Here is a 20,938-nt window from a genome sequence, read left to right as displayed (position 1 = left end):
CATTCCCATGAACTACATCAAACGCATCGGCATCGACGCCTATATGATCTTGCTGCTGGCCACCGTGATCGCGGGCATTGTGCTGCCTGCCACAGGTGTCGCCGCCGAAGGCCTGCGCGGGGTGACCTTCTGGGCCGTCTCGTTGCTGTTCTTTCTGTATGGGGCCAAGCTGGACCCAAGTGCGGTCAAGGCTGGCATCACAAACTGGCGCCTGCAGGGGATGACCTTTGGCGCGACCTATGTGCTGTTTCCGCTGATTGGCCTGCTGCTGGCGACGCTGTGCAGCCCGATCCTCGGGGCGACGGTGACCATGGGGCTGCTGTTCTTGTCGGTGCTGCCCTCGACCGTGCAATCCTCTATCGCCTTCACCTCGATTGCGGGCGGCAATGTGCCTGCGGCGATCTGCGCGGCCTCCGTCTCTAACCTCATCGGGGTCATTCTGACGCCGGTGCTGGTGACCTTGCTGCTGCATCAGGGCGACGGCGGCGTCAGTATGGATGCCATCGGCAAAATCGGCGTGCAGATCTTGCTGCCTTTCATCGTCGGGCAGGTAATGCGTCCGCTGGTGGGCGGGTTTGTGCAACGCCACAAGCTGCTGACCATGATCGTGGACCGCGGGTCGATCATGCTGATCATCTACTCCGCCTTCAGCGCGGGCACAGTCTCGGGCCTGTGGTCCGCTATTCCCGTCACCACGCTGATGCTGCTCTTTGCCGTGGTCTGGCTGTTTCTGGCCGTGGGCATGTGGTCGATGATCGCCCTTGGCAAGGCTGCGGGGATGCCCGACGCGGATCGCGCGGTGCTGTTCTACTGCGGGTCCACCAAAAGCCTTGCCAGCGGGTTGCCCATTGCCACGGCGCTTTTTGCGCCCGATCTGGTCGGTGCCATCGTTTTGCCGCTGATGATCTACCATATCTCGCAGCTTCTGGTCTGCGCCTTCGTCTCGCAGCGCGCGTCGCGTCGGGCCGCTGCGGCACCTGCCTAAAGTTACCCATGGGTATCCTTTTTGCCGATCACCCCCGCGCCCGCGCGCGGGTCTTTGCCTGTCGGGGCACCACGGCCTAAGCCACAGCAGAAACACGCAATTTTCCGCCGAAATTTGGCGGGGTCGCGGCGTGCATCGATAGGGGATACGCGTTACGAAAACGCGAAAAGGCAGCAGGCTGCCCACCCGACAAGAAGGACCCTATCGATGGCAGATAAAACAAAACGAAGCTGGTTTGGCCGTACTGTACTGGCCGCGGTGATGCCCGTGGCCGCGCAGGCCCAGACCGTGCAGGACGGCATGGCCGCGTTCGAGCAAGGCGATTATACCCACGCGCTGGAACTGCTGCTACCGCTGGCCGAACAGGGCGACGCCGAGGCGCAATGTCAGGTCGGCCGACTGTACTATCGCGGCGGCGATGGTGTGCCGCAAAGCTTTGATGATTCCGTCGCATGGGCGAAGAAGTCTGCCGAGCAGAACAACCCCTGCGGGTTGAACTCTCTGGGCGTGTCCTACCGCTTTGGGCAAGGCGTCGACCCCGACGCGAAAACCGCGTTCGACTATTTCACCCGCGCTGCGGCTCAAGGGTTTGACAAGGCACAATTCAGTCTGGGCAACATGCATGAACTGGGCGAAGGCACAGCGCAAAGCGATGCGGAGGCCCGCGCCTGGTATCGTAAAGCGGCAGAGCAAGGCAATGCTATGGGCCAGTACCGCTTGGGCATCCTGTTGCTGGAAGGTCGCGGCGGAGACGCGGCCCCCGAAGAAGCACAGCAGCTTTTGCGTGCCTCGGCGGAACAGGGTCTGGCTGACGCGCAATATTCGCTGGGGTGGATGGCCAATCACGGTGTCGGGGTAAAGCAGGACCACGGCCAAGCGCTTGAATGGTATCGGCTCGCGGCAGAACAGGGCTATGCCCCCGCGCAGATCAATCTGGGCAACCTCTATGCCGAGGGGCTTGGCACCTCGCAAGATGACGAGAAAGCCGTCGGCTGGTACTATGAGGCAGCGCGCAATGGCGTCCCCGCTGCGCAGGTCAACATGGGTAAGCACTATGCGCTTGGGCGCGGTGTGCAGCAGGACTTTGACGAGGCGATGGTCTGGTATCAGCAAGCTGCGGAATATGGCGAACCCGTTGCCTATCTGAACGTAGGATTGCTGTATGAAAACGGTCAGGGCCGTCCCGCCGATCCGGCAGAGGCCGCGCGCTGGTACCGTGCCGCCGCCGAACGCGGAGAGCCCCGATCCCTTGCCAAGCTCGCGCATTTCTATGCCGAAGGGATCAGCGTCACACCGGACCCCGTGACCGCATGGGCGTTGCAGGATACCGCGATGGCCTATGACCGCGACGGCGCGCTGGACGCGCCCGAAGAACGGCTGATGCAAATGGGCCAGCAGTTGGCACCCCAGCAAAAAGGTGAGGCAAAGGCGCTGGCACAAAGCTGGCAGAACGGGGAAGAGCTGGTCTTGCCTTAGCGATTTAGCCAAAGCTGTGACCACGGCCCATATGGACAAAATGTCCATTTTGCCTATATTGTGCGGTGACGCTACAGGAGAGCCCCATGACACGTGTCACCGCCACCGAATTCAAAAACAACATCGGCGCATTCAGCGATGCGGCGATGAGCGAGCCTGTCATCATCACCAGCCATCAACGTGACCGTCTGGTGCTGTTGTCAGCGGATGAATACCGTCGCCTGACCGCCCTGACCGAAGGGGTGACCGCGCAGGATAAGGACCGCGTGGCGCGCGGGCTTGAACGGCATCGCAGCACGATCCTGGAACTCGCCAAACGATGACGGAGCCCCGCTGGGTCACCCGCGAACTTGTTGAATACATGCATGATTGCGTTCTGGAGCTGGCGGGCGGCGCGCGCGGGTTGCGCGATGGTGACCTACTGGAATCCGCACTGGCCCGCCCGATGAACCTATATGCCTTTGGCGAAACGTCGCTTTTTGAATTGGCCGCCTGCTATGCCGAAGCCATCGCCCGCAACCACGCCTTTGTCGATGGCAACAAGCGCACGGCCTTCTTTGTCGCCAGCGATTTTCTGGACCAGAACGGATACGAGCTGCAAGCCGCTGTGGATCAGGAACACGCCGATATGATGGTGGAACTGGCCCAAGGCAAAATGACCCGCGCCGACGCTGCCGCACATTTACGCAACCACAGCATCAAGACCTCTGCGACCTGACGTTTCGCGTTGGCGCGTAACTTTAGATAGAATTAGTCATTGTTTCCCTGCTAGAAACACCGGTGTGATAAACGCCACCCGTGGGCCGGCAAGGAGACGACAATGAATACACAGAATATGCCTGCGCCCGATGGGGCGACACCGGCGCACCCGATCCCTGTCGAGGCGGATCTGGCCAAGGCCGATGTCGGGTTGATCGACTTTGCCAAAAAAGCGGGGAAGAACATCTTTTCGGTGATCCCCGATGCGACGCGCACGCAAAGCTATCTGAAAGGGCCGGCCAAGATCCATTATGTCTGTGACCCCGATATGGTGACCGAACTGCTGGCCGGTGTCGGGCGTCGCTTTCCCAAGGCGGAGTTTACACATAACGTCATCGGCCCCGTTGTCGGCAACGGCATGATCCTGTCGGAAGGCGAGAAATGGCGCGCGCAACGGCATCGCTATGCCCCGCTTTTTGCCGCGCGCAACCTGCCCGTGCTGACCCGACATTTTGCCCAGACCGGCGACGAGCTGGCGGATTTCTTTGCACGCACGGCGGGCGAAGTCGATGTATCGGATGCGGCGCAAGAGGCGACGCTCACCAATATCTCGCGGGTGATGTTCTCGGGGAACGAGGCTGTGTCCAAGCAGGATGTCCGTCAGGGGATGCGACGGTTCACCGACTATATCAGCTATATGTCGCTGTTCGATCTGATGGGGCTGCCGAAGTGGGTGCCCCGTCTGAAATGGCTGCGCAGCAAGAAAGCGATCCGTGATCTACGGCAGTTGACCCATGACGTGATCGCCAACCGCCGCGCGCAGCGCCATGCAGAGGCGGTCGATTTTCTTGACCTGCTGATCGAGGCGCTTGAGACGGATAAGGAAGATGTCGAAACGACGGTCGATAACCTGCTGACCTTTGTCGCGGCGGGCTATGAAACCTCGGCCAATACAATCGCTTGGGGGCTTTATCTGCTGGCGATGCACCCCGAGGTACAGACCGATCTGCGCGCCGAGGTGATGGAGGCCTGCGGTGGCGGGCCCATCGGCTTTCACGATCTGCCCAAGATGCCCAAACTGCACGCACATGTGCGTGAAACCCTGCGGATGTACCCCGCAGGTGCCTTGTTCGCCCGTGATGCGACGGATGAGGTGACGATCAAGGATGTGACGTTTAAGAAGGGCGACGTGATCATGTTCCCGGTCTATGCGCTGCACCGGAACGAGCTGCTGTGGGACAATGCGGCGCTGTATCAGCACGACCGGTTTCTGGACCGTAAGTACCCGCGCGGACAGTATATTCCCTTTGGGGACGGGCCGCGCATCTGCATCGGGGCGCAATATGCCGAGACAGAGATTATGGTGCTGCTGGCCTCGGCGCTACGGCGGGCGTCTTTTGAACTGACGGACCACCCTGTCGCGCCACCGAACCTGACCTTTACCATGCGGCCCGATGGCCCGCTGATGTTGCGGGCCGTGCCGGTAGATCAGGCGGCGGTGGAATAGCTTTCGGGTTTGGCCGCCTTGGCCGCATCCGCTGCCTTGAGCACGACACAGAAGGTGGTGCCCACGCCGAGCTTGCTTTTATAGGCGATGCTGCCGCCGTGGGCATCCACGATACGTTTCGAGATCGACAAGCCAAGACCCGTGCCCTGGAACTTGCGTTGATCGCTTGAATCGATCTGGCCGAATTCCTCGAAGATGACGCTTTCACTGCCTTCGGGAATCCCGATGCCCTGATCCGCGACCGAAATCACGAGGTTCTCGTCCTCGCGTTTGAGGCCCACACGGATGGTGCCCCCCGCCTCGGAGAATTTGGCGGCATTGGACAGCAGGTTCACGATCACCTGATCGAGCCGTTTCTTGTCGCCGCGCACGATGGGCTGGTCTGCGGCAACGTTGATCTCTACCGCGACGCCAAAGCGGCTGGCATAGGGCTGGAACGAATGGGCGGCCGTGTTCACGACCTCGGCCAGATCCACGTTACCCAGATCAAGCGAGAATTTCCCCACATCCGCTGATTGCAAAAGCAGCAAATCCCCGACCAGATCCCCCAGACGGTTCGAGTTGCGCGTCGCGATATCGAGCAGCCGCGACATTTTGTCCGGCACCTCGCCCGCTGACCCTGCATTGATCAGGTCAAGCGCACCGCGGATAGACGTGAGCGGCGTGCGCAATTCATGGCTAACGGTGGACAGGAAACGGGTCTTGGCCTCGCTTGCGGCGAGGGCATTCTTGTTCTCTGTCTGAAGCGCGAGGCGGTTCTTCATCAGCGCGGAATACCCTTTGATGAAGGTCCGGGCGAGTTCGAACACGAAGCCCAGAACAAACAGCGCGGTAAAGAGGTTCAGCCAGATTTCAGAGTCCAGCGAGGGGCGCGCCACGACGACATCGCGGATCGGGATATAGAGGATCGCCCCGATGTAGATCGCCAGCCGAAACCCCAGCACATACAAAAACTGGTGGTTGTTCATCGCCGCGAAGATAGAGGCGGAAATCAACAGGAAAAGCGGCAGAAAGTGGCTGTTTCCAACGCCCTGCTGGATCGCGATCGAGATGCAGAACATCGCAATCGTCGTCGCACTGAGCGCCGTGGTCATGTAGATATGGAACAGCGATTTGCGGATCTTGAGGGTCTTGGACCGGGTGTTGCGCAGGATGTAGCGCAGCACGACGATGTCATAGATTTCGCATAAGGCGATCGCGAAAAAGAAAAACAGCGCGACCCTCAGTTCATAGTAATAGCCTGCCAAAGCAATAGCTGCGGTATAGATGATCGCCCGCTGGCCAAACGCCCGGCTGCCCACAAGCGCATAATCCCGCAGCCGGCTTAGAACCGGGCGGGCCTGAGGCAAATTAACATTGTCAATTGCTTCCATGTTGCGCTTCCTCCGTCAGCCTGGCGCGGAATTGAGCGCCAAACGAATCTGCTGATATTTCACTACGATACACCTCAACTATTGGTGGAAAATTTGTTGCGATCATGGCAGAACCGTGGCTGTATGCATTTTGTTAACTTTTTCGTTACTTGAGCGGAGCTTTAGGCAGAGAACAATGGGTATCCAGAACGCAAAATCGCACCAGCGTGCAGAGACGATCCAGTTGGAGCCTTCGGTTCAGGCCGCTCTTCAGACACGACCCGTTGAAAGTGATGTCCCTTCATACGCGACACGGCTGGAAGAGACAGTGGTGCATATCGGCAACCAGTATCGGTATGGCCAACTCTATTCAGATTTTCTGAAAGCACGCAAATCAGTTTTTATCGATCAAAAGGAATGGGATCTGCCCCATACCGAAGGGATGGAGTTTGACCAGTACGACACCCCCCAAAGCCGGTCTGTCGTGATCCATGAATACGGCCGGGTGCTGGCGGGCGTGCGGTTGCTGCCGACCACGGCGCAATGCGGCTGTTATACCTATATGCTGAAAGACGCGCAGCGCGGTATGTTGCCGGATATCCCTGAATATGTGCTTTACGAAGACGCGCCGGTGATGCCCCATGTCTGGGAAGCCACGCGGCTGTTTTTATCAAAAAACGAGCCCGCGCACCGGCGGCTGGCGATCCAGACCAAGCTGATCCGGGGCATGGCGCGTGCCGCGACTGAACAAGGGGCGACCCATGTGATCGGGATCGTGCCTGCCGTGTTCCAACGCTGGATGAACCGTCTGGGGATGAGCGCGCTGCCCTTGGGCCCCAAGCTGAACATCAGCGGCGACAATACGCAGGCCGCGATCATGCATGTGGCGAATTACGCCGACCCGACCCCGTCTGACGCGCGGTAAGCGACCAGAATGGTATCGACCGCACGGGTGACATGCTGGTCGATATCCTTGTAGGGGCGCGTCGTCAGCCCCAGTTGCGCACGGACCATGCCAAAGCCCTTGAGCAATGAAATAAGGTCTTCGGCGACATCACGCGGGTCGAAATCGTCGCGCAGGTCGCCGCTTTCCTGCCCTTGCACCAGCAGACCGCAAACGGCGGCGCAAACCGCCTCGAAGGCGGCGGTATAGAAGGTGCGACCGATCTGCGGGTAGTCGCGGGCGACCTCGTGGATCAGACAGGTAAATTCGACCGAGTCCTGCTCCCCCAGAAAGCTCAGAAATTTCCGCCCGAACGACATCAGCGCGGTGCGCAAATCGGGATGGTCTGAGATATCTCCCAACACCTCGGCGCGAAAAACCTCTGCCTCGGCCTCGAGCACATTTTGCAGGATCTCCGACATATTGTCGAAATGGCGATAGATCGTCGCCTTGGACACAGAAGCCTCGCGCGCCAAAAGGTCCGTCGTGACTTTTTCAAAGCCTTTGACGAAGAACAGGGCGCGCGCTGTCGACAGTATTCGCGATTTTGATGCGTTTTCATTCATATTGCAGAACTAGGACGTGTATGGGTGAAATAAAAGTGCTGAACGGTACCAAGGGGGGTTGAACTGTACGTCACTGCGCGTAAGTACCGCCCAGTACTCGAAAGGCCTTTGACATGAAGCAGCTGATTTCCGTTCTTTTATGCGCCACCCTTGCGACGCCTCTTGTTGCACAGGACGCAGATGACCTGACCCCCTCGGGCACGCCCGCGCCGATCAGGTCGGTCAAATTGATAGAGGCGGGCGGTGCCGCGTCGCAGGTGCAGCGGGTCTTTTTCGGCAAGATTGCAGCGCTGGAAACAGTGGACCTGTCGTTCGAGGTCGGCGGCCGCATGGTGATGTTCGACGCCCAAGAAGGGCAGTTCCTGCAAGAAGGCGTGCAGATCGCGGCGCTGGACCCGGTGCCGTTTGAACGCGCGGTACAACGTGCCGAGGTGCAGTTGACTCAAGCCGAACGGGATTTCGAACGCTCGCAAACGCTGGCCAAAAGCAATGCCGTGTCCACCGCACAGGCACAGGACACGGAAACCGCCCGCGATCTGGCGCGGATCGCGTTGAGCGAGGCCCGCGAGGCGCTGGACCACGCGACGCTGATCGCCCCGTTTCGCGCCTTGGTCGCCTCGCGTCTGACACCGAATTATGCCAATGTCTCTCCGGGTCAGGCCATTGTGCGACTGCATGACATGTCGGAAGTGCGGGTCGAGATCGACGTTCCCGAGCAGATGTTCCAGATGTATTCAAACACGGCTGACGTCGAATTTACCGGCACGTCGCCGCTATTTGCCGGTGGTGTGCCGCTTGAATTGCGCGAGTTCAACGCCGAAACGCAAAGCATCGGGCAAAGCTACCGCGTGACGCTGGCGCTCCCCTCTGATCGGGTCACACCGAAACTGATCCCCGGCGCATCGATGAGCGTCACCGCGCGGATCGCGGCAGGTGACGACACTGCAACGACCCTGCCCCCTTCTGCCGTGGTCATGGCGGACGATCAGGCGCGGGTCATGGTCTATACCCCTGACGAGACCGGCGAACAGGGTCAGGTCAGCTGGGTCAACGTCGACGTGTCCTCCAATACCGGCACAGATATCATCGCCACGGGGCTTGAGCCGGGCACCCTGGTTGTCGGCGCTGGCACACAGCTGCTGCGCGAGGGCGACACCGTGCGCCCCTTCAACGGGTTGAGCATCGAGTAAACTATGAAAATCGCACGTTTCTCCATTGAAAATCCGCTTTATACGTGGATTTTCATCCTCTTTGCCCTGTTTGGGGGTGTGTTTGGCTACCTGTCGGTCGGCAAGCTGGAAGACCCGAGCTTTACCTTGAAATCCGCCATCGTCGCCACCGCCTATCCCGGTGCCAGCGCGGCAGAGGTGGCGACCGAAATCTCTGAGGTGCTAGAGGCTGAAATCCAGCAGATGGACGAGGTCAAGACCGTCACCTCGCGCAACACCCACGGTCTGTCGGTCATCGAAGTCGAGATGCAGGATGAATACGACGGGACCGAGCTGCCACAGGTCTGGGATGATCTGCGGGATCGTGTGTCTGACGCGGCAAGCTCACTGCCCTCGGGGGCCTATCCGTCACAGGTGAACGACGACTTCGGCGATGTTTTCGGTATCCTATATGCCGTCTCCGCCCCCGGCTTTTCGGATTCCGAGATCTGGGAGATCGCGACCTTTATCCGGCGTGACCTGCTGACGGTCGACGGTGTTGCTAATGTCGATATCGACGGGCTGCCGGAAGAGGCGATTTTTGTCGAACCAGCGTCGCAAAAGATGTCACAGCTTGGCATCGATCCCAGCGTGATCATCGGCGCGATCAGTGAATCCACAGCGATCAACCCCACCGGCTTTGTCGAAACTGGCGATACCAACCTGCGGATCGACGGTCCTTCGGGCGATGATAGTGTCAATGAAATCAGCGCGTTGACCTTCGGCTTTCAGGGCGAGGTGCTGAACCTGCTGGACGTGGCAACCGTGTCGCGGGGCCGTGTGGACGCCCCCGACCATCTTTTGCGTCAAGACGGGCAAGAGGTCTTCACCCTTGGCGTTTCGGGACTGGAATCGGAAAATATCGTCGAGGTCGGCAAACGCGTCGAAGCGCAGCTTGAGACCTTGCAAACTTTCCTTCCCGTCGGGGTCGAGATCACGCCGATCTACGAACAACACCGCGTCGTGGACGAAGCCAACAACAGCTTCCTTTTGTCTCTTGCCATGTCCGTGGGCGTGGTGATCGGGGTGCTCGCGCTGTTCATGGGGGTCCGCGCCTCGGTTGTTGTGGGCGTATCGCTTTTGCTGACCGTGCTGGCCACGTTTTTCTTCATGTATCTGTTCGGCGTCAAAGTTGAACGGATCAGCCTTGGGGCCTTGATCATCGCGATGGGGATGCTGGTGGATAACGCCATCGTCATCGCCGAGGGTATGCAACAGGAAATGCGCAAGGGGCGGCCCTCGGTCGCCGCCGCGGATACCGCGGCGCAGAATACGCAGATCCCCCTGCTGGGTGCCACGGTCATCGGGATCATGGCTTTTGCCGGGATCGGTCTGTCGCCTGACGCCACGGGCGAATTCATGTTCTCGCTTTTTGCGGTGATCGCGATCTCGTTGTTGATGTCGTGGATCGTGGCGGTGACTGTGACGCCTTTGCTGGGGCACTATATGCTGAAGATCGGCGGGCTGGCGGATGACGACAGCGGGTATAACGGCCCGATTTTCCGCAGCTATGGCAACCTTGTCCGGCTGGTGCTGCGGTTCCGCTGGCTGGTGTTTGCCGGCCTGATCGGCACCACGGTGGCCTGTGTGATGATCTTTGGTCAGGTCAAACAGCAGTTCTTCCCTGCGTCCAACACGCCGTTGTTCTACTTTGAATATAAGGCGGAGCAAGGTAGCTCTATCCAGTCGACCTCCCGCGATCTTGCGGTGATCGAGGATTGGCTGCTCGCGCGCGACGACGTGGACACGGTGACGACGACCATCGGTGCCGGCCTGACGCGCTATGTTCTGACCTACACGCCCGGGGACAGCGACCCTTCGATCGGGCAGCTGGTGGTGCGCGCCACCTCGGCTGACGCAATCCCCGCCCTGCGCGCCGAGCTTGACCAGTTCGCGATCAACGCGCTGCCTTGGGCAGAGGTTCAGACCAAGCGGATCATTTTCGGCCCCGGTGGCGGGTCGGATATTGAGGCGCGTTTTTCTGGCCCTGACCCCGAAGTGCTGCGCGATCTGGCCGATCAGGCAGAGGATATCCTGCGTGACGCGACCCCGCTGCTGCATACCGAACATGTCGATTGGCGCGAGAAAGTGCTTGTGACCCGCCCTGTCTATGCGGAGGATCGTGCGCAGGCCGTGGGCATCGGGCGCAGCGATGTGGCGGATGCGATTGCCCTGTCGACCAATGGGATCACGGCGGGCACCTACCGCGAACGGGACCGGCTGATCGACATCATCGTGCGGGTGCCACGTGCGGAATCCGCGAGCAACGGGCAGCTGCCCGACCAGATCGTCTATTCCGCCGCGCTTGGGGACTACCTGCCGCTGAGCCAAGTGATCGACGGGTTCAAGGTCACCGCCGAAAACGCGGTGATCGAACGGCGCAACCGCGTGCAGACGATCACGGTACAGGCCAACGTCATCGAAGGCGTCACCCCGCCCACCGTCTTCCCGCAGATCCGCCCGCTGATCGAAGAGATCGAGCTGCCGGTCGGCTATACCCTTGAATGGGGCGGAGAGTTCGAGAACGCGGGCGACGCGCAGGCTTCGCTTGGCAAGCAGATGCCGCTGAGCTTCGGGACCATGTTGCTGATCACCATCCTGCTGTTCGGCAAACTGCGTCAGACGGCGGTGATCTGGACCATTGTGCCCATGGCGATCAACGGGGCGGCACTGGGGCTGTTGTTCTCGGGGTTGGCGTTTAGCTTTACCGCGCTGCTGGGGCTGCTGTCGCTATCAGGTATGTTGATCAAGAATGCCATTGTTCTGGTCGAAGAGATCGACGTGCAAAAAGAAAACGGCCTGAACCAGCATGACGCCATTGTCACCGCCAGTGTCAGCCGTTTGCGCCCTGTGGTTCTGGCGGCGGTCACAACGATCCTCGGGATGGTGCCGTTGCTGGCCGATTCGTTCTTTGCCGCGATGGCGGTGACGATTATGGGCGGTTTGGGGTTTGCCTCTGTTCTGACACTGATCGGTGTACCGGCGCTATATCACACCTATCTCGCGAAAGAGCGGCGCGCGGATGCGGCGGCCAAACCGGCCTAGGAAAACGGATTATGCCGTGGTGCCATGCACCACGGCATGCGCCAAAGCACGGGCCAGCGCGTCGCGCTCCCCCTCGGATTGATCGGGACGGATACGGTACCAGTCAACCAGCCCGTTCAATGCACCCATCAACGCACGGCTGGCGATTTCGATGTTGGGCACGTCCAACTCCCCCTGCGCCACACCCGCGCGCAGCACCTCGCGGTAGAGATTTTCATAGTCGTTGCGCAGGGTAATCAGCTCGCGCAGCACGCCGCGCTCTGCCTCTGTGGTGGAGCCGCGCAAATAGACCTCTACGCCCAAGCGGATACTGCGCTGATAGGGCAGTGTATCCATCATCACCCGCGCATGGGCATGGGCCATCAATTCAAGCTTGCTGATGCTGGAAGTATCCAATGATATCAGCGGGGTAACCGCGTCAAAACAATATTGCATCGCCTGTCGGTACACCGCGAAATAGATCGCGTTCTTGGACCGGAAATGGTGGTACACCCGCCCCTTGGTCGCACCCAGAACATCGGCGATATCGTCCATCGTCGCCTTGTCGAGCCCCTTGAGCATAAAGCACTGCGCCGCCGCCTCGATGATCTCACGGCGGCTGTCGGGCTTGGGCGCGGCACCCTCGGTGGCGTCCGTCAGCGTGTCGTCATCGATGTGTTCGTCCATTCGGTTCAGCCTTTGACAGCGGGTGCGCAGTAAAGAACGGGGGGTTTTGCCCGTGTAGCGTGAATACTGAGCCGAAAAAAACGGTTGTGACAAGCCGTTGCGTCACCGGACCCCCCGTAATTATCCGTTAGCGCACTTACATCACCGACAGCTATTGACACCTGCGCGCCCTGTTACGAGAGTAACATACTACTCGGAATGTTGGGCCGGGAAATCACAGGCTCAACACATCAGACCGTGGGAATGGACGGTGTGCCGAGTACCGAAAATCAAGGGGCAACCACGCATTTTGCGCGGTTGCGTGACCCTAAATATATGTTTGGGAGGACATACATGACTTATAAATCATCCGTCGCAGTCACCGCATTGGTCGCTGCTGTTGCCATCGCCGGTCAGGCCAGCGCTAAAGAGCGTCTGAACTTTGCCTACGGCTATCCGAATAACTCTGCCATCGGTCTGGCCGTTGACGCCTATGCCGAAGCCGTGGCCGAACGCTCTGACGGTGAAGTCGACGTAACCGGTTTCGCGATGTCCCTGCTGAGCCTGCCTGAAACCTCGCCCGGTGTGCGCGACGGTCTGGCGGATGTCGGCTTTGTGCTGCCGCCCTACTACCCGGCGGAATATTCCACCAACCTCTTCCTGCACGAGATGAACCTGCTGGTGAACCTTGTTGAAAAACCCACAGGTAAAGAGCCGCTGGCCTTCACCGGCGCGATGGTCGAATACACCTTCACCAAATGCCCCGAGTGTCTGGAAGAATATAGCGCACAAAATCAGGTCTATACCGGCGGCGGCGTGACCCCGCTGTACAACCTGCTGTGCAAGGACGTCAAAGTCACCTCCGTCGAAGACCTGAACGGTCTGCGTCTGCGTGCCGGTGGTGCGGGTTTCGTGCGTTTCGCCGAAGCTTTCGGCGCCCAAGGCGTGCGTCTGCCCGTTTCCGAAGCCTATGAAGCGCTGGATCAAGGCATCATCGACTGCGCCATGCTGTCCGCGCCCGAGCTGACAAACTACAACCTGCACGAGGTCGTCACCGACATCACGCTGGCCGTACCGGGCGGTGTGTTTGCGGGCGTTTCCTCGGCGAACGTGAATGCGGACCGCTGGAAGGGCATGGACGACGCATCGCGCGAAGCCCTGCTGTGGGGTGGCAGCCAGATGACGGCGCATACCACATGGAACTTCTACACCGACGATGCCGCGGCGATCGAACATGCGCGCGGGGCCGGGATCAACATCCACGAACCCGACGCAGAGCTGCTGGCAGCGGTCAAGGAATTCAGCCGTCAGGACCTCAAGACCGTTTCCGCCCTGTTCAAAGACACTTATGACGTTGCGCGGGCCGATGAAATCGCCGCCGATTTCGAGCCGCTGTTGGCCAAGTGGAACGATCTGGTGGTCGACGTGGACAGCGCTGACGCGTTGAACCAAGTGATCTGGGATCAGGTGATTTCCAAAGTGGACCCAGCGACTTACGCGCAGTAAGCCGCCCATCCGCTGATCACAACGGGGTGCTGCGCCGATGCGCGTGGCCCCCCGACGGCCCCTTTTGCAAACGGATACTCCGATGAAACTTATCGCGTCAGTGATCTCTGCGGTGATCACGTTGACCGCTTCGCTGGCTGGTATCATTGTTCTGATGCTGGTTGCCCATGTCACCATCGACGTGGTCATGCGCTTTGCGTTCGATACGCCGCTGAACTCTACTATTCTTTACGTCTCGGCCTTTTATATGGTCGCGATCGCCTTTCTGCCTCTCGCCGCGGTGGAGCAAAACGACAGCCACATCGCCGTTGAACTGCTGGTCGAAAGGTTTCCCACCAAAGTACAAAGCTTTCTCGCGGGGCTGGCCTTGCTGCTGACCTGCATCGTGACTGCCACCGTCGCGATCCGCACCGGAGACGAGGCTTTGGCTAAATTTATCGGCGGCTCCTATTCGATCGAGGCAGGCGGGAAGGTGACCACATGGCCCACCTATCTGGCGCTGCCCTTAGGCTTTGGCCTGATGTCGATCGTCGCCGCGTGGAAATTCATCTGTCACCTTACCGGCCGCCCCCACGGGTTGAACGCCTTGCAGGTTGAAGACCCCTATCTAGCCGGCGGAGATGCACAATGACCGAGTTACAAATCGCAGGCATCTTTATCGCGATCCTGCTGGCGATGATCCTGATGCGTATCCCGATTGGCATCTCGCTGATCGCCGTGTCCTTTGGCGGGCTTTGGTCCATGTTCAACTGGAACATCGCTTGGGGTAGCCTCGGGATCGTGCCCTATAGCTTTGCCAATTCATGGGTGCTGAGCTCTATCCCCGCCTTCCTGTTCATGGGGTTCATCTGTTATCATACAAGGCTGACGCAGGGGCTGTTCAACGCTGCGCAAATCTGGCTGTCGAGCCTGCCGGGCGGCCTTGCGATTGCGTCGGTCTTTGGCTGCGCGGGTTTTGCCGCTGTGACCGGATCCTCGGTCGCCTGCTCTGCGGCGATGGGTAAAATCGCGGTGCCTGAAATGGTGCGTCACCGGTACAGCCCCGAACTGGCGACGGGCACCGTTGCGGCGGCGGGCACCATTGGTGCCCTGATCCCGCCATCCATCCTGATGATCCTTTACGGCATCATCTCGCGCCAGTCGGTCAGTGCCCTGTTCCTGGGGGGTCTGGTGGTCGGGGTGATCACGCTGGTCGCCTATATCGTGCTGATCCTCGTGCGGGTGAAGATGAACCCTGATCTTGCACCTCCGGTCCAGATCAGCGCGACGCGCGCGGAAAAGATCAAGGCATTGGGTCAGACATGGCCGGTGCTGCTGATCGTGATCGGTGTGTTCGCGGGTCTGTTTGGCGGGGCGTTCACCCCGACCGAAGCGGGTGCCATCGGGGCCATGCTGTCGACCATTGTCGCCCTGCTGTACCGCACGCTGACGTTCAAGGCACTGCGCATGGCGATCACCGAAACGCTGACCACCACCGCCGCTTTGCTGATCATCGCCGTGGGTGCCAGCCTGCTGACACGCTTTCTGGCGCTGTCGGGGATCGGGGACGCGCTGTCCGATGCGATCCTGGGCTTTGGTGCCGCGCCGCTGTTGATCATGATCGGCATCGTTTGCGTCTATCTCGCGCTTGGCATGATGCTGGAGCCCGTCGGTGCGATGTTGCTGACTTTGCCTATCGTTCTGCCCATCGTCGAAGAGACGGGCTATAGCCTGCTGTGGTTCGGCGTGGTGCTGGTCAAGCTGCTCGAAATCGGAATGATCACGCCGCCCATGGGGATGAATGTCTTTGTGATCAAAGGTGTGGTCGGCAATACCGCGTCGCTGTCCACGATCTTCAAGGGTGTGTTCTGGTTCGTCATCGTTGATCTGCTGATCGTGGCGGCGTTGATTGCCGTGCCCGATATCGTGATGTTCCTGCCCGATTGGGTCGGCCGCTAAGACATCGCCTCCGGCGCGGAGATTTCCGCGCCGGAGCCCTTCACAGCGTGATGGCCTGCCCGTGAGGCGTCCGTGCCGCAGCTTCGTGCCATGCGTCTTTACATGCCGCCAGCTCGCCCGCCGTTGTCAGCTGCTTTTGCGCCACGATCTTTTCCAGCGCAGTCAGCCAGTGCTGGTAGTAGTCACGCTCTGTCCCTGAATGCACCTCTGCGGTCAACGCCTGCGCCCATTCGGCCCATGTAAAGGCCCCCGATTGATGCAGGGACACCGCCATCGCAAAGGCCTGCGCCTGCCACGGCGCGTCAAACACCGGTTCATCATCCGACAACGCAATATCGGGCAATAGCGAAAGATCGGGCAGGGTCATGATACGGTCCTTAGATAGGGTTCCCACAGATCAAGGGTCACGCTGTCATCCGCGCGCGCCTGATCGCCCCAAAGCGTGCGCGCCGAAAAGGCCACCTGATACAGCCATTGCGAATCCTCGCCCTGCCCTTGCGCATTGCTATCGGGAAAGACGTGAAACCCGTGCACCTTGGTGATCGTGCCGATCTTGTCGCGGGCATAGCGTGCCATACGGGTGTGGGTTGCGGGATGGTTGTTGATCGTTCTGATCTGATCCCCGACGGCAAACGCCGGGGTCCCTGTCGCGGGTCGGTCCGCCGGACCACCGGCCGCCAACATGGCGTCGACATCTTCGGCAGCAAGCTTGCGTTTGATCGGCGCGGCGGGTGTCAGCGGCACCGATTGCGCGATCTCTGCCTCGGTGAGCATCCCCTTTTCCACCATCAACCGCTTGGCCGCTTTCAGCCAGATCGCGTAATAGGGCGTGCGGGTATAATCGCCCGGATGCATATCCTCGCGCGCGGATCGCGCAGCATCGATATTCCACTGCCCGCAGGCCCCAAGCGCCACCACGATACCAAGTGCGCGGGCCTCCCAGGGGGCGTGAAACAGCGGTTCGTCCTCTTCTTGCACCACGGGGCCAAAGCCCATCATCCCGCCAAGGTCCGCCCCGCCGTTCATGATGCCACCTGCGGCGCGCGCGCCAGCCCTGTCCCGATCATCGCATTGCGGGTCACCAGATCGGCCAACTGTTCCAACGAATAACCTTCGGTTCCTGCGGGGCGCTGCGGGATCACGAGATAGCGGATCTCGGCGGTTGAATCATGCACCTCCACCCGCGTTGCCGGATCAAGGATCACGCCGAACTCCGCCAGCACCCCACGCGGATCAATCACCGCCCGCGACCGGAAGGGAGGCGATTTATACCACGTCGGCGGCAGCCCCAGCACCGACCACGGGTAGCAAGAGCACAGCGTGCAGACGACCAGATGATGCACCTCGTCCGAGTTGAACACCGCTTCGATATGCTCGCCCTGACGGGAATGATACCCAAGCGAATGGATCGCTGCAGAGGAATCGCGCCTTAGCCATGCCTCGAATTCCGGCTCTACCCATGATTTCGCCACCACATGCGCGCCGTTGCGTGGGCCGATCTTGGTCTCGTAGGTCTGGATGATACGGTCCACCGCCGCGCTGTCGATATAGCCCTTAGCGCTCAGCAGGCTTTCCAGCGCCCTCACCCGCGCCTCGGTTTCTGTCAGATGTGAATGATCGCCGTCGTGATCATGCCCGTGGGATGTCATCGTTCCGCCCCCTTCGCCCTGCGTGTTGATGCAACGATAGGAGGGAACGCCGCGATTGGAAACCACCATATGTGTGGGCGGCCCACCGTGACTTCCGTGACGTCAACATACCTTACTTATCCCCCCGTCCTGACACGAAGCGACCGCAGGAATGCCTAATTTGTTAACCAAGTTGACCCAAAGCCAAGGAGCCCCGCATGAGAACCTATCCGATCCCCTTTAACGAAGAAGCCCGCCTGCGCGCCGTTTTTGATATTCCGGGACTGACCGCACAAAACGAAGCGTTGTTTGACACGATATGCGAGGCGGCGCGCACCCTGCTCGACTGCCCGATTGCGCATATCAGCGTGGTCGAAGAGGACAGCCAGTGGTATAAATCCGTTGTTGGCATGCATCTGGACCCCATGCCCAAGGACACCGGTTTTTGTGCGCACACCATTATGTCCGATGCGCCGATGATCGTGCCCGACCTCAGCAAGGACGCCCGCTTTGAACGGCACCCGATGGTCGCCAAGGGCGGGCCGGAGGCGCGCTATTACGCGGGTGTGCCGCTTATCCTCTCCTCCGGTCACCGCTTTGGAAGCCTGTGTGCGCTGGACCTGAAGCCCCATGAATACCCTTCGGAAAAGCAGATTGCCCTGCTCACCGATCTGGGTCGTATCGTCGTTGCAGCACTAGAGCGGAGCCAACCCGAAGCCCCCGAGGTGCAGCAGGATAAAACCGCGCAATCAGCCTTCCTGACCTTGGTCGGGCACGAGTTGCGCACGCCGTTGACCGTGCTTTTCGGCAGTCTCAAGCTGTTGGAGGCGACAGCAAGCACCGGCACCAACCCCACGCTGATCCATTCGGCCCGTCGGTCGGTGGATCACCTGACGAAACTGATTGAAACGATCCTGTCCTATAGTAACGCCAGCACCGGCGAGCTGCGGTTGAACGAACAAAACTGCGACCTTGCCGCGATCCTGAGCGCGGTTGCAGGGTTGCAGTTCCCCACCACGGATGTGGCGGCCAAAACGGTCACGCTTCGTGATACTGTGATGCTGGATACGCTGCATGTGGACGCCGAACAGATCGAGCTTGCCGTCACGGCCTTGGTGTTGAATGCCGTGATGCACGGCGGGACCGACATCAGCCTAGAGACGTTTCAGGACATGGACGGGAATATCGAGATTTCGGTGCGGGACAACGGCAGTTTCGACGAACATGTCGAACTGGCCGAACTTTACAAACCTTTTGTCGTGGGCGGGTCGCTGGACCACCGCGCGACCAAGGGCGGGCTGGGTCTGGGGCTGCCCCTGACCCGCAAGCTGGTCGAGATGCACGGCGGCGATTTCGAGGTCCACGCAGAAGCGGATCACAGCCGCGCCGTCATCCGCCTGCCCGCATGGCGGTGCAAGATCGCGATGATTCAGGCCGCCAAGATGGCGCCCGCCACTGTCCCTGATGCGCGGCAGAAGCTTATCTAGGAGGCGCGCTTAAGCGCTTGTCTCGGCGTGGTGTATGAACCGGGCCTCAAGCGCGCTTGGCTGGCGTTCGGCATGGGTCAGGATGTGAAACTGTCGCTGCGGGGTGTCGATGGGCACGTCGACCATCCGCCCCGCCTCGATCGACCTGCGGACCACCAGATCGGACAGCAGCGCGGCACCGATGCCCGCTTCGACCGCGCTGCACACCGCCTCGTTTGACGGAAGCTCTAGCGTGCTTTCCAGTTCCTCCAGCCCCAAACCCTGCCGCCCGAGCCACTGCAGAAAACTGTCGCGCGTGCCCGACCCTGCTTCACGCAGGATCCAGGGGGTCTGCCGCAAGCGTTCGGGCGAAAGATCGCCCCCCGCGGCACCGCTTGGGAACACCAACCGCAGCGTATCCCCCGCCACCGCCTTAGCGCGGAGTGTGGTGAGCTGGCAGTCCCCTTCGATAATGCCGATGTCAGCTTCCAATGCCTCGACCGCGCGAGCGGCGTCGTCGCTGTTGCCGATCCGCACCGTCAGCGCGATCTCGGGGTGCGCCTCGCGGAACCGCGCGATCACCGCGGGCAGCCAGTAGTTCGCGACCGTCTGGCTTGCCGCAAGCCGCAGCTTTCCGCGTTTCACCCCCGCCAGATCATCCAGCCGCTGGCTGGCGATGGCGGCGCGGGCCAGAACGGCGCGGGCTTCGCCCAGAAAATCGCGCCCCGCATCGGTCAGCACAATCCGCCGCCCGATACGATCAAAAAGGCGCAGGTTATGACGCTCTTCCAGCGCGGCGATGGCAGCGCTGGTCGCACTTTGGGTCTGGTTCAATGCTTCGGCGGCGCGGGTCATGTGTTCACGCTCTGCCACGGCAACGAATATGCGCAACTGGTCCAGTGTCATCAGGCGGCCCCCGTCAGGATGATCAGCGCAAGGCTGACCCCCATGATAAAGACCCAAGCCGCCGCCCCCAGCAAGGCCGGACGCCCCCCCGCCGCAGCAAGTTTGCGCAGATCGGTCTCAAGCCCCATTGCCGCAAGCGCCATCGCCAGCAGGAATTGCGTCACACCGGTCGCGGGGTCCAGCACCGCCTGCGGTACCCATCCGGTCGAGGCCACGCCGACCATCGCGATGAACCCGAAAACAAACCACGGGATCGGGGCCTTGCCGCCACCGCCTTGCCCCTGACGCCGCCGCGCGGCAAAGGCGCCCAGACACAGGATCATCGGGGCAAGCATCATCACCCGCGTGAGCTTGGCAATCGTGCCGAACTCGCCGGCCTCCTCTCCGCGCTGGAAGGCGGCGGCAACGACCTGGGCGACCTCGTGGATCGACGCACCGGTCCAAAGGCCAAAGCCGCGCGGGCCAAGGGTCAACCAGTTTTCAGCCAAGGGCAGCAGGATCATGGAGAGCGAGCCAAAAATCGTCACGCAGGCCACCGCATAGGCGACATCTTCGTCGCGGCCACGGGTTACGGTATTGGTTGCAATCACGGCAGAGGCCCCGCAGATCGACGTGCCCGCCGCGATCAACTGCGTCAGCTTGGCATCCACCCCCAGCACGCGGCCCAGCCATGTGGTGAACCCGAAGGTCAGCACCAGCGAAAGCGCGATCACCGCGACCCCCACCCAGCCGACAGCCGCAACCTGCCCCAGTGTCAGCTGCAACCCCATCAGGATAATCCCCGCCCGCAACACCGGTCGCATGCTGATCGCAAGCCCTGCCTTCGCCACCTCGGGTGTGCCAAGAGTATTGCGCAGCGCCATGCCCAGAAGGATCGCGAGGATCAACGGGCTCAGCATCCCCACCCCCGGCAGATACCGCAGCGCAAAGGCCAGCGCGGCGATCATGGCGGCAAGCGCCAGACCCGGCCAGATCGATGGCGTGGTTTTATCGGCGTGGACAAGGTCAGAGAGGGTCGTATCAGTCATAGCGTGCCTAAGTATCGTCGTGTCCTGTGCACTATCGGCC

Annotated in this window: 20 protein-coding genes; 12 read left to right on the top strand and 8 right to left on the bottom strand. The window is 60.6% G+C overall.

The genetic code is table 11. From position 1 onward, the window contains the following. Nucleotides 1-7: 7 nt before the first annotated feature. From IV89_RS00300 to IV89_RS00280, 5 genes are all read left to right on the top strand, one after another. The gene (locus IV89_RS00300; protein WP_037941423.1) at nucleotides 8-985 is read left to right on the top strand and encodes a bile acid:sodium symporter family protein; all 978 of its coding nucleotides are present in this window, start codon (nucleotides 8-10) and stop codon (nucleotides 983-985) included. A gap of 207 nt (nucleotides 986-1,192) precedes the next feature. Next, a complete protein-coding gene (locus tag IV89_RS00295) occupies nucleotides 1,193-2,461 on the top strand; it encodes a tetratricopeptide repeat protein (protein WP_051843791.1) in 1,269 nt (422 codons plus the stop codon). An 86-nt stretch (nucleotides 2,462-2,547) separates the two neighbouring features. Next, nucleotides 2,548-2,784, top strand: coding sequence for a type II toxin-antitoxin system Phd/YefM family antitoxin (locus IV89_RS00290; RefSeq protein WP_005848692.1), 237 nt, complete (start codon nucleotides 2,548-2,550; stop codon nucleotides 2,782-2,784). Further along, a complete protein-coding gene (locus tag IV89_RS00285) occupies nucleotides 2,781-3,179 on the top strand; it encodes a type II toxin-antitoxin system death-on-curing family toxin (RefSeq protein ID WP_037941421.1) in 399 nt (132 codons plus the stop codon). The genes IV89_RS00290 and IV89_RS00285 overlap by 4 nt, the downstream gene beginning before the upstream one ends. Nucleotides 3,180-3,281: 102 nt before the next feature. Further along, nucleotides 3,282-4,667 carry a cytochrome P450 gene (locus IV89_RS00280; protein ID WP_037941419.1) on the top strand — a complete coding sequence of 462 codons (1,386 nt, stop codon included), beginning with the start codon at nucleotides 3,282-3,284 and terminating at the stop codon, nucleotides 4,665-4,667. Here IV89_RS00280 and IV89_RS00275 read toward each other — a convergent pair. Then, nucleotides 4,649-6,040 carry a HAMP domain-containing sensor histidine kinase gene (locus IV89_RS00275; RefSeq protein WP_037941417.1) on the bottom strand — a complete coding sequence of 464 codons (1,392 nt, stop codon included), beginning with the start codon at nucleotides 6,038-6,040 and terminating at the stop codon, nucleotides 4,649-4,651. The genes IV89_RS00280 and IV89_RS00275 overlap by 19 nt on opposite strands. Nucleotides 6,041-6,215: 175 nt before the next feature. Between IV89_RS00275 and IV89_RS00270 the strand changes: the two genes are divergently transcribed. Next, the gene (locus tag IV89_RS00270) at nucleotides 6,216-6,944 is read left to right on the top strand and encodes an acyl-homoserine-lactone synthase (protein ID WP_037941416.1); all 729 of its coding nucleotides are present in this window, start codon (nucleotides 6,216-6,218) and stop codon (nucleotides 6,942-6,944) included. Here IV89_RS00270 and IV89_RS00265 read toward each other — a convergent pair. Next, the gene (locus IV89_RS00265) at nucleotides 6,911-7,528 is read right to left on the bottom strand and encodes a TetR/AcrR family transcriptional regulator (protein WP_037941415.1); all 618 of its coding nucleotides are present in this window, start codon (nucleotides 7,526-7,528) and stop codon (nucleotides 6,911-6,913) included. The two genes, IV89_RS00270 and IV89_RS00265, sit on opposite strands and share 34 nt — an antisense overlap. A 113-nt stretch (nucleotides 7,529-7,641) precedes the next feature. Here IV89_RS00265 and IV89_RS00260 point away from each other — a divergent pair, with 113 nt between their 5' ends. Next, nucleotides 7,642-8,718 (top strand): efflux RND transporter periplasmic adaptor subunit, encoded by a 1,077-nt coding sequence (locus tag IV89_RS00260; RefSeq protein WP_037941413.1) that lies wholly within the window; start codon nucleotides 7,642-7,644, stop codon nucleotides 8,716-8,718. Nucleotides 8,719-8,721: 3 nt separating this feature from the next. Further along, a complete protein-coding gene (locus IV89_RS00255; RefSeq protein ID WP_037941411.1) occupies nucleotides 8,722-11,781 on the top strand; it encodes an efflux RND transporter permease subunit in 3,060 nt (1,019 codons plus the stop codon). Nucleotides 11,782-11,790: 9 nt separating this feature from the next. Here IV89_RS00255 and IV89_RS00250 read toward each other — a convergent pair whose 3' ends face one another. Further along, nucleotides 11,791-12,447, bottom strand: a complete 657-nt coding sequence (locus IV89_RS00250) for a TetR/AcrR family transcriptional regulator (RefSeq protein WP_037941409.1) — start codon at nucleotides 12,445-12,447, stop codon at nucleotides 11,791-11,793. 333 nt (nucleotides 12,448-12,780) lie between these two features. Here IV89_RS00250 and IV89_RS00245 point away from each other — a divergent pair, with 333 nt between their 5' ends. The 3 genes from IV89_RS00245 (at nucleotide 12,781) to IV89_RS00235 (ending at nucleotide 15,870) form a co-directional block, all read left to right on the top strand. Continuing rightward, on the top strand, nucleotides 12,781-13,932 hold the full coding sequence (locus tag IV89_RS00245; RefSeq protein ID WP_005848706.1) for a C4-dicarboxylate TRAP transporter substrate-binding protein: 1,152 nt from the start codon (nucleotides 12,781-12,783) through the stop codon (nucleotides 13,930-13,932). Between the two features lie 82 nt (nucleotides 13,933-14,014). Next, nucleotides 14,015-14,563 carry a TRAP transporter small permease gene (locus tag IV89_RS00240; RefSeq protein ID WP_009824216.1) on the top strand — a complete coding sequence of 183 codons (549 nt, stop codon included), beginning with the start codon at nucleotides 14,015-14,017 and terminating at the stop codon, nucleotides 14,561-14,563. Beyond that, nucleotides 14,560-15,870, top strand: coding sequence for a TRAP transporter large permease (locus IV89_RS00235; RefSeq protein ID WP_005848709.1), 1,311 nt, complete (start codon nucleotides 14,560-14,562; stop codon nucleotides 15,868-15,870). Before IV89_RS00240 ends, IV89_RS00235 begins: the two co-directional genes overlap by 4 nt. A gap of 40 nt (nucleotides 15,871-15,910) precedes the next feature. On the opposite strand, the gene IV89_RS00230 is transcribed toward IV89_RS00235, so the two are convergent. Genes IV89_RS00230 through nthA form a run of 3 tightly spaced genes read right to left on the bottom strand, consistent with a single transcriptional unit; the run spans nucleotide 15,911 to nucleotide 17,519 of the window. Then, the gene (locus IV89_RS00230; protein WP_005848710.1) at nucleotides 15,911-16,237 is read right to left on the bottom strand and encodes a nitrile hydratase accessory protein; all 327 of its coding nucleotides are present in this window, start codon (nucleotides 16,235-16,237) and stop codon (nucleotides 15,911-15,913) included. Next, complete coding sequence (nthB, locus tag IV89_RS00225) at nucleotides 16,234-16,896, bottom strand: nitrile hydratase subunit beta (protein ID WP_037941406.1); 663 nt, start codon at nucleotides 16,894-16,896, stop codon at nucleotides 16,234-16,236. The genes IV89_RS00230 and nthB overlap by 4 nt, the downstream gene beginning before the upstream one ends. Further along, complete coding sequence (gene nthA, locus IV89_RS00220; protein ID WP_037941404.1) at nucleotides 16,893-17,519, bottom strand: nitrile hydratase subunit alpha; 627 nt, start codon at nucleotides 17,517-17,519, stop codon at nucleotides 16,893-16,895. The genes nthB and nthA overlap by 4 nt, the downstream gene beginning before the upstream one ends. 197 nt (nucleotides 17,520-17,716) lie before the next feature. Between nthA and IV89_RS00215 the strand changes: the two genes are divergently transcribed. Continuing rightward, the gene (locus tag IV89_RS00215) at nucleotides 17,717-18,985 is read left to right on the top strand and encodes a GAF domain-containing sensor histidine kinase (protein WP_037941403.1); all 1,269 of its coding nucleotides are present in this window, start codon (nucleotides 17,717-17,719) and stop codon (nucleotides 18,983-18,985) included. Nucleotides 18,986-18,994: 9 nt separating this feature from the next. On the opposite strand, the gene IV89_RS00210 is transcribed toward IV89_RS00215, so the two are convergent. Then, nucleotides 18,995-19,870 (bottom strand): LysR substrate-binding domain-containing protein, encoded by an 876-nt coding sequence (locus tag IV89_RS00210; RefSeq protein ID WP_037941402.1) that lies wholly within the window; start codon nucleotides 19,868-19,870, stop codon nucleotides 18,995-18,997. Continuing rightward, nucleotides 19,870-20,898, bottom strand: coding sequence for a YeiH family protein (locus IV89_RS00205; RefSeq protein WP_051843790.1), 1,029 nt, complete (start codon nucleotides 20,896-20,898; stop codon nucleotides 19,870-19,872). The genes IV89_RS00210 and IV89_RS00205 overlap by 1 nt, the downstream gene beginning before the upstream one ends. Nucleotides 20,899-20,938: the final 40 nt, after the last annotated feature.

This window comes from Sulfitobacter sp. CB2047 (assembly GCF_000735125.2).
GTDB lineage: Bacteria > Pseudomonadota > Alphaproteobacteria > Rhodobacterales > Rhodobacteraceae > Sulfitobacter > Sulfitobacter pontiacus.
The sequence above is the reverse complement of the archived record's forward strand: the minus strand, read 5'-3'. Positions and strand labels throughout refer to the sequence as shown.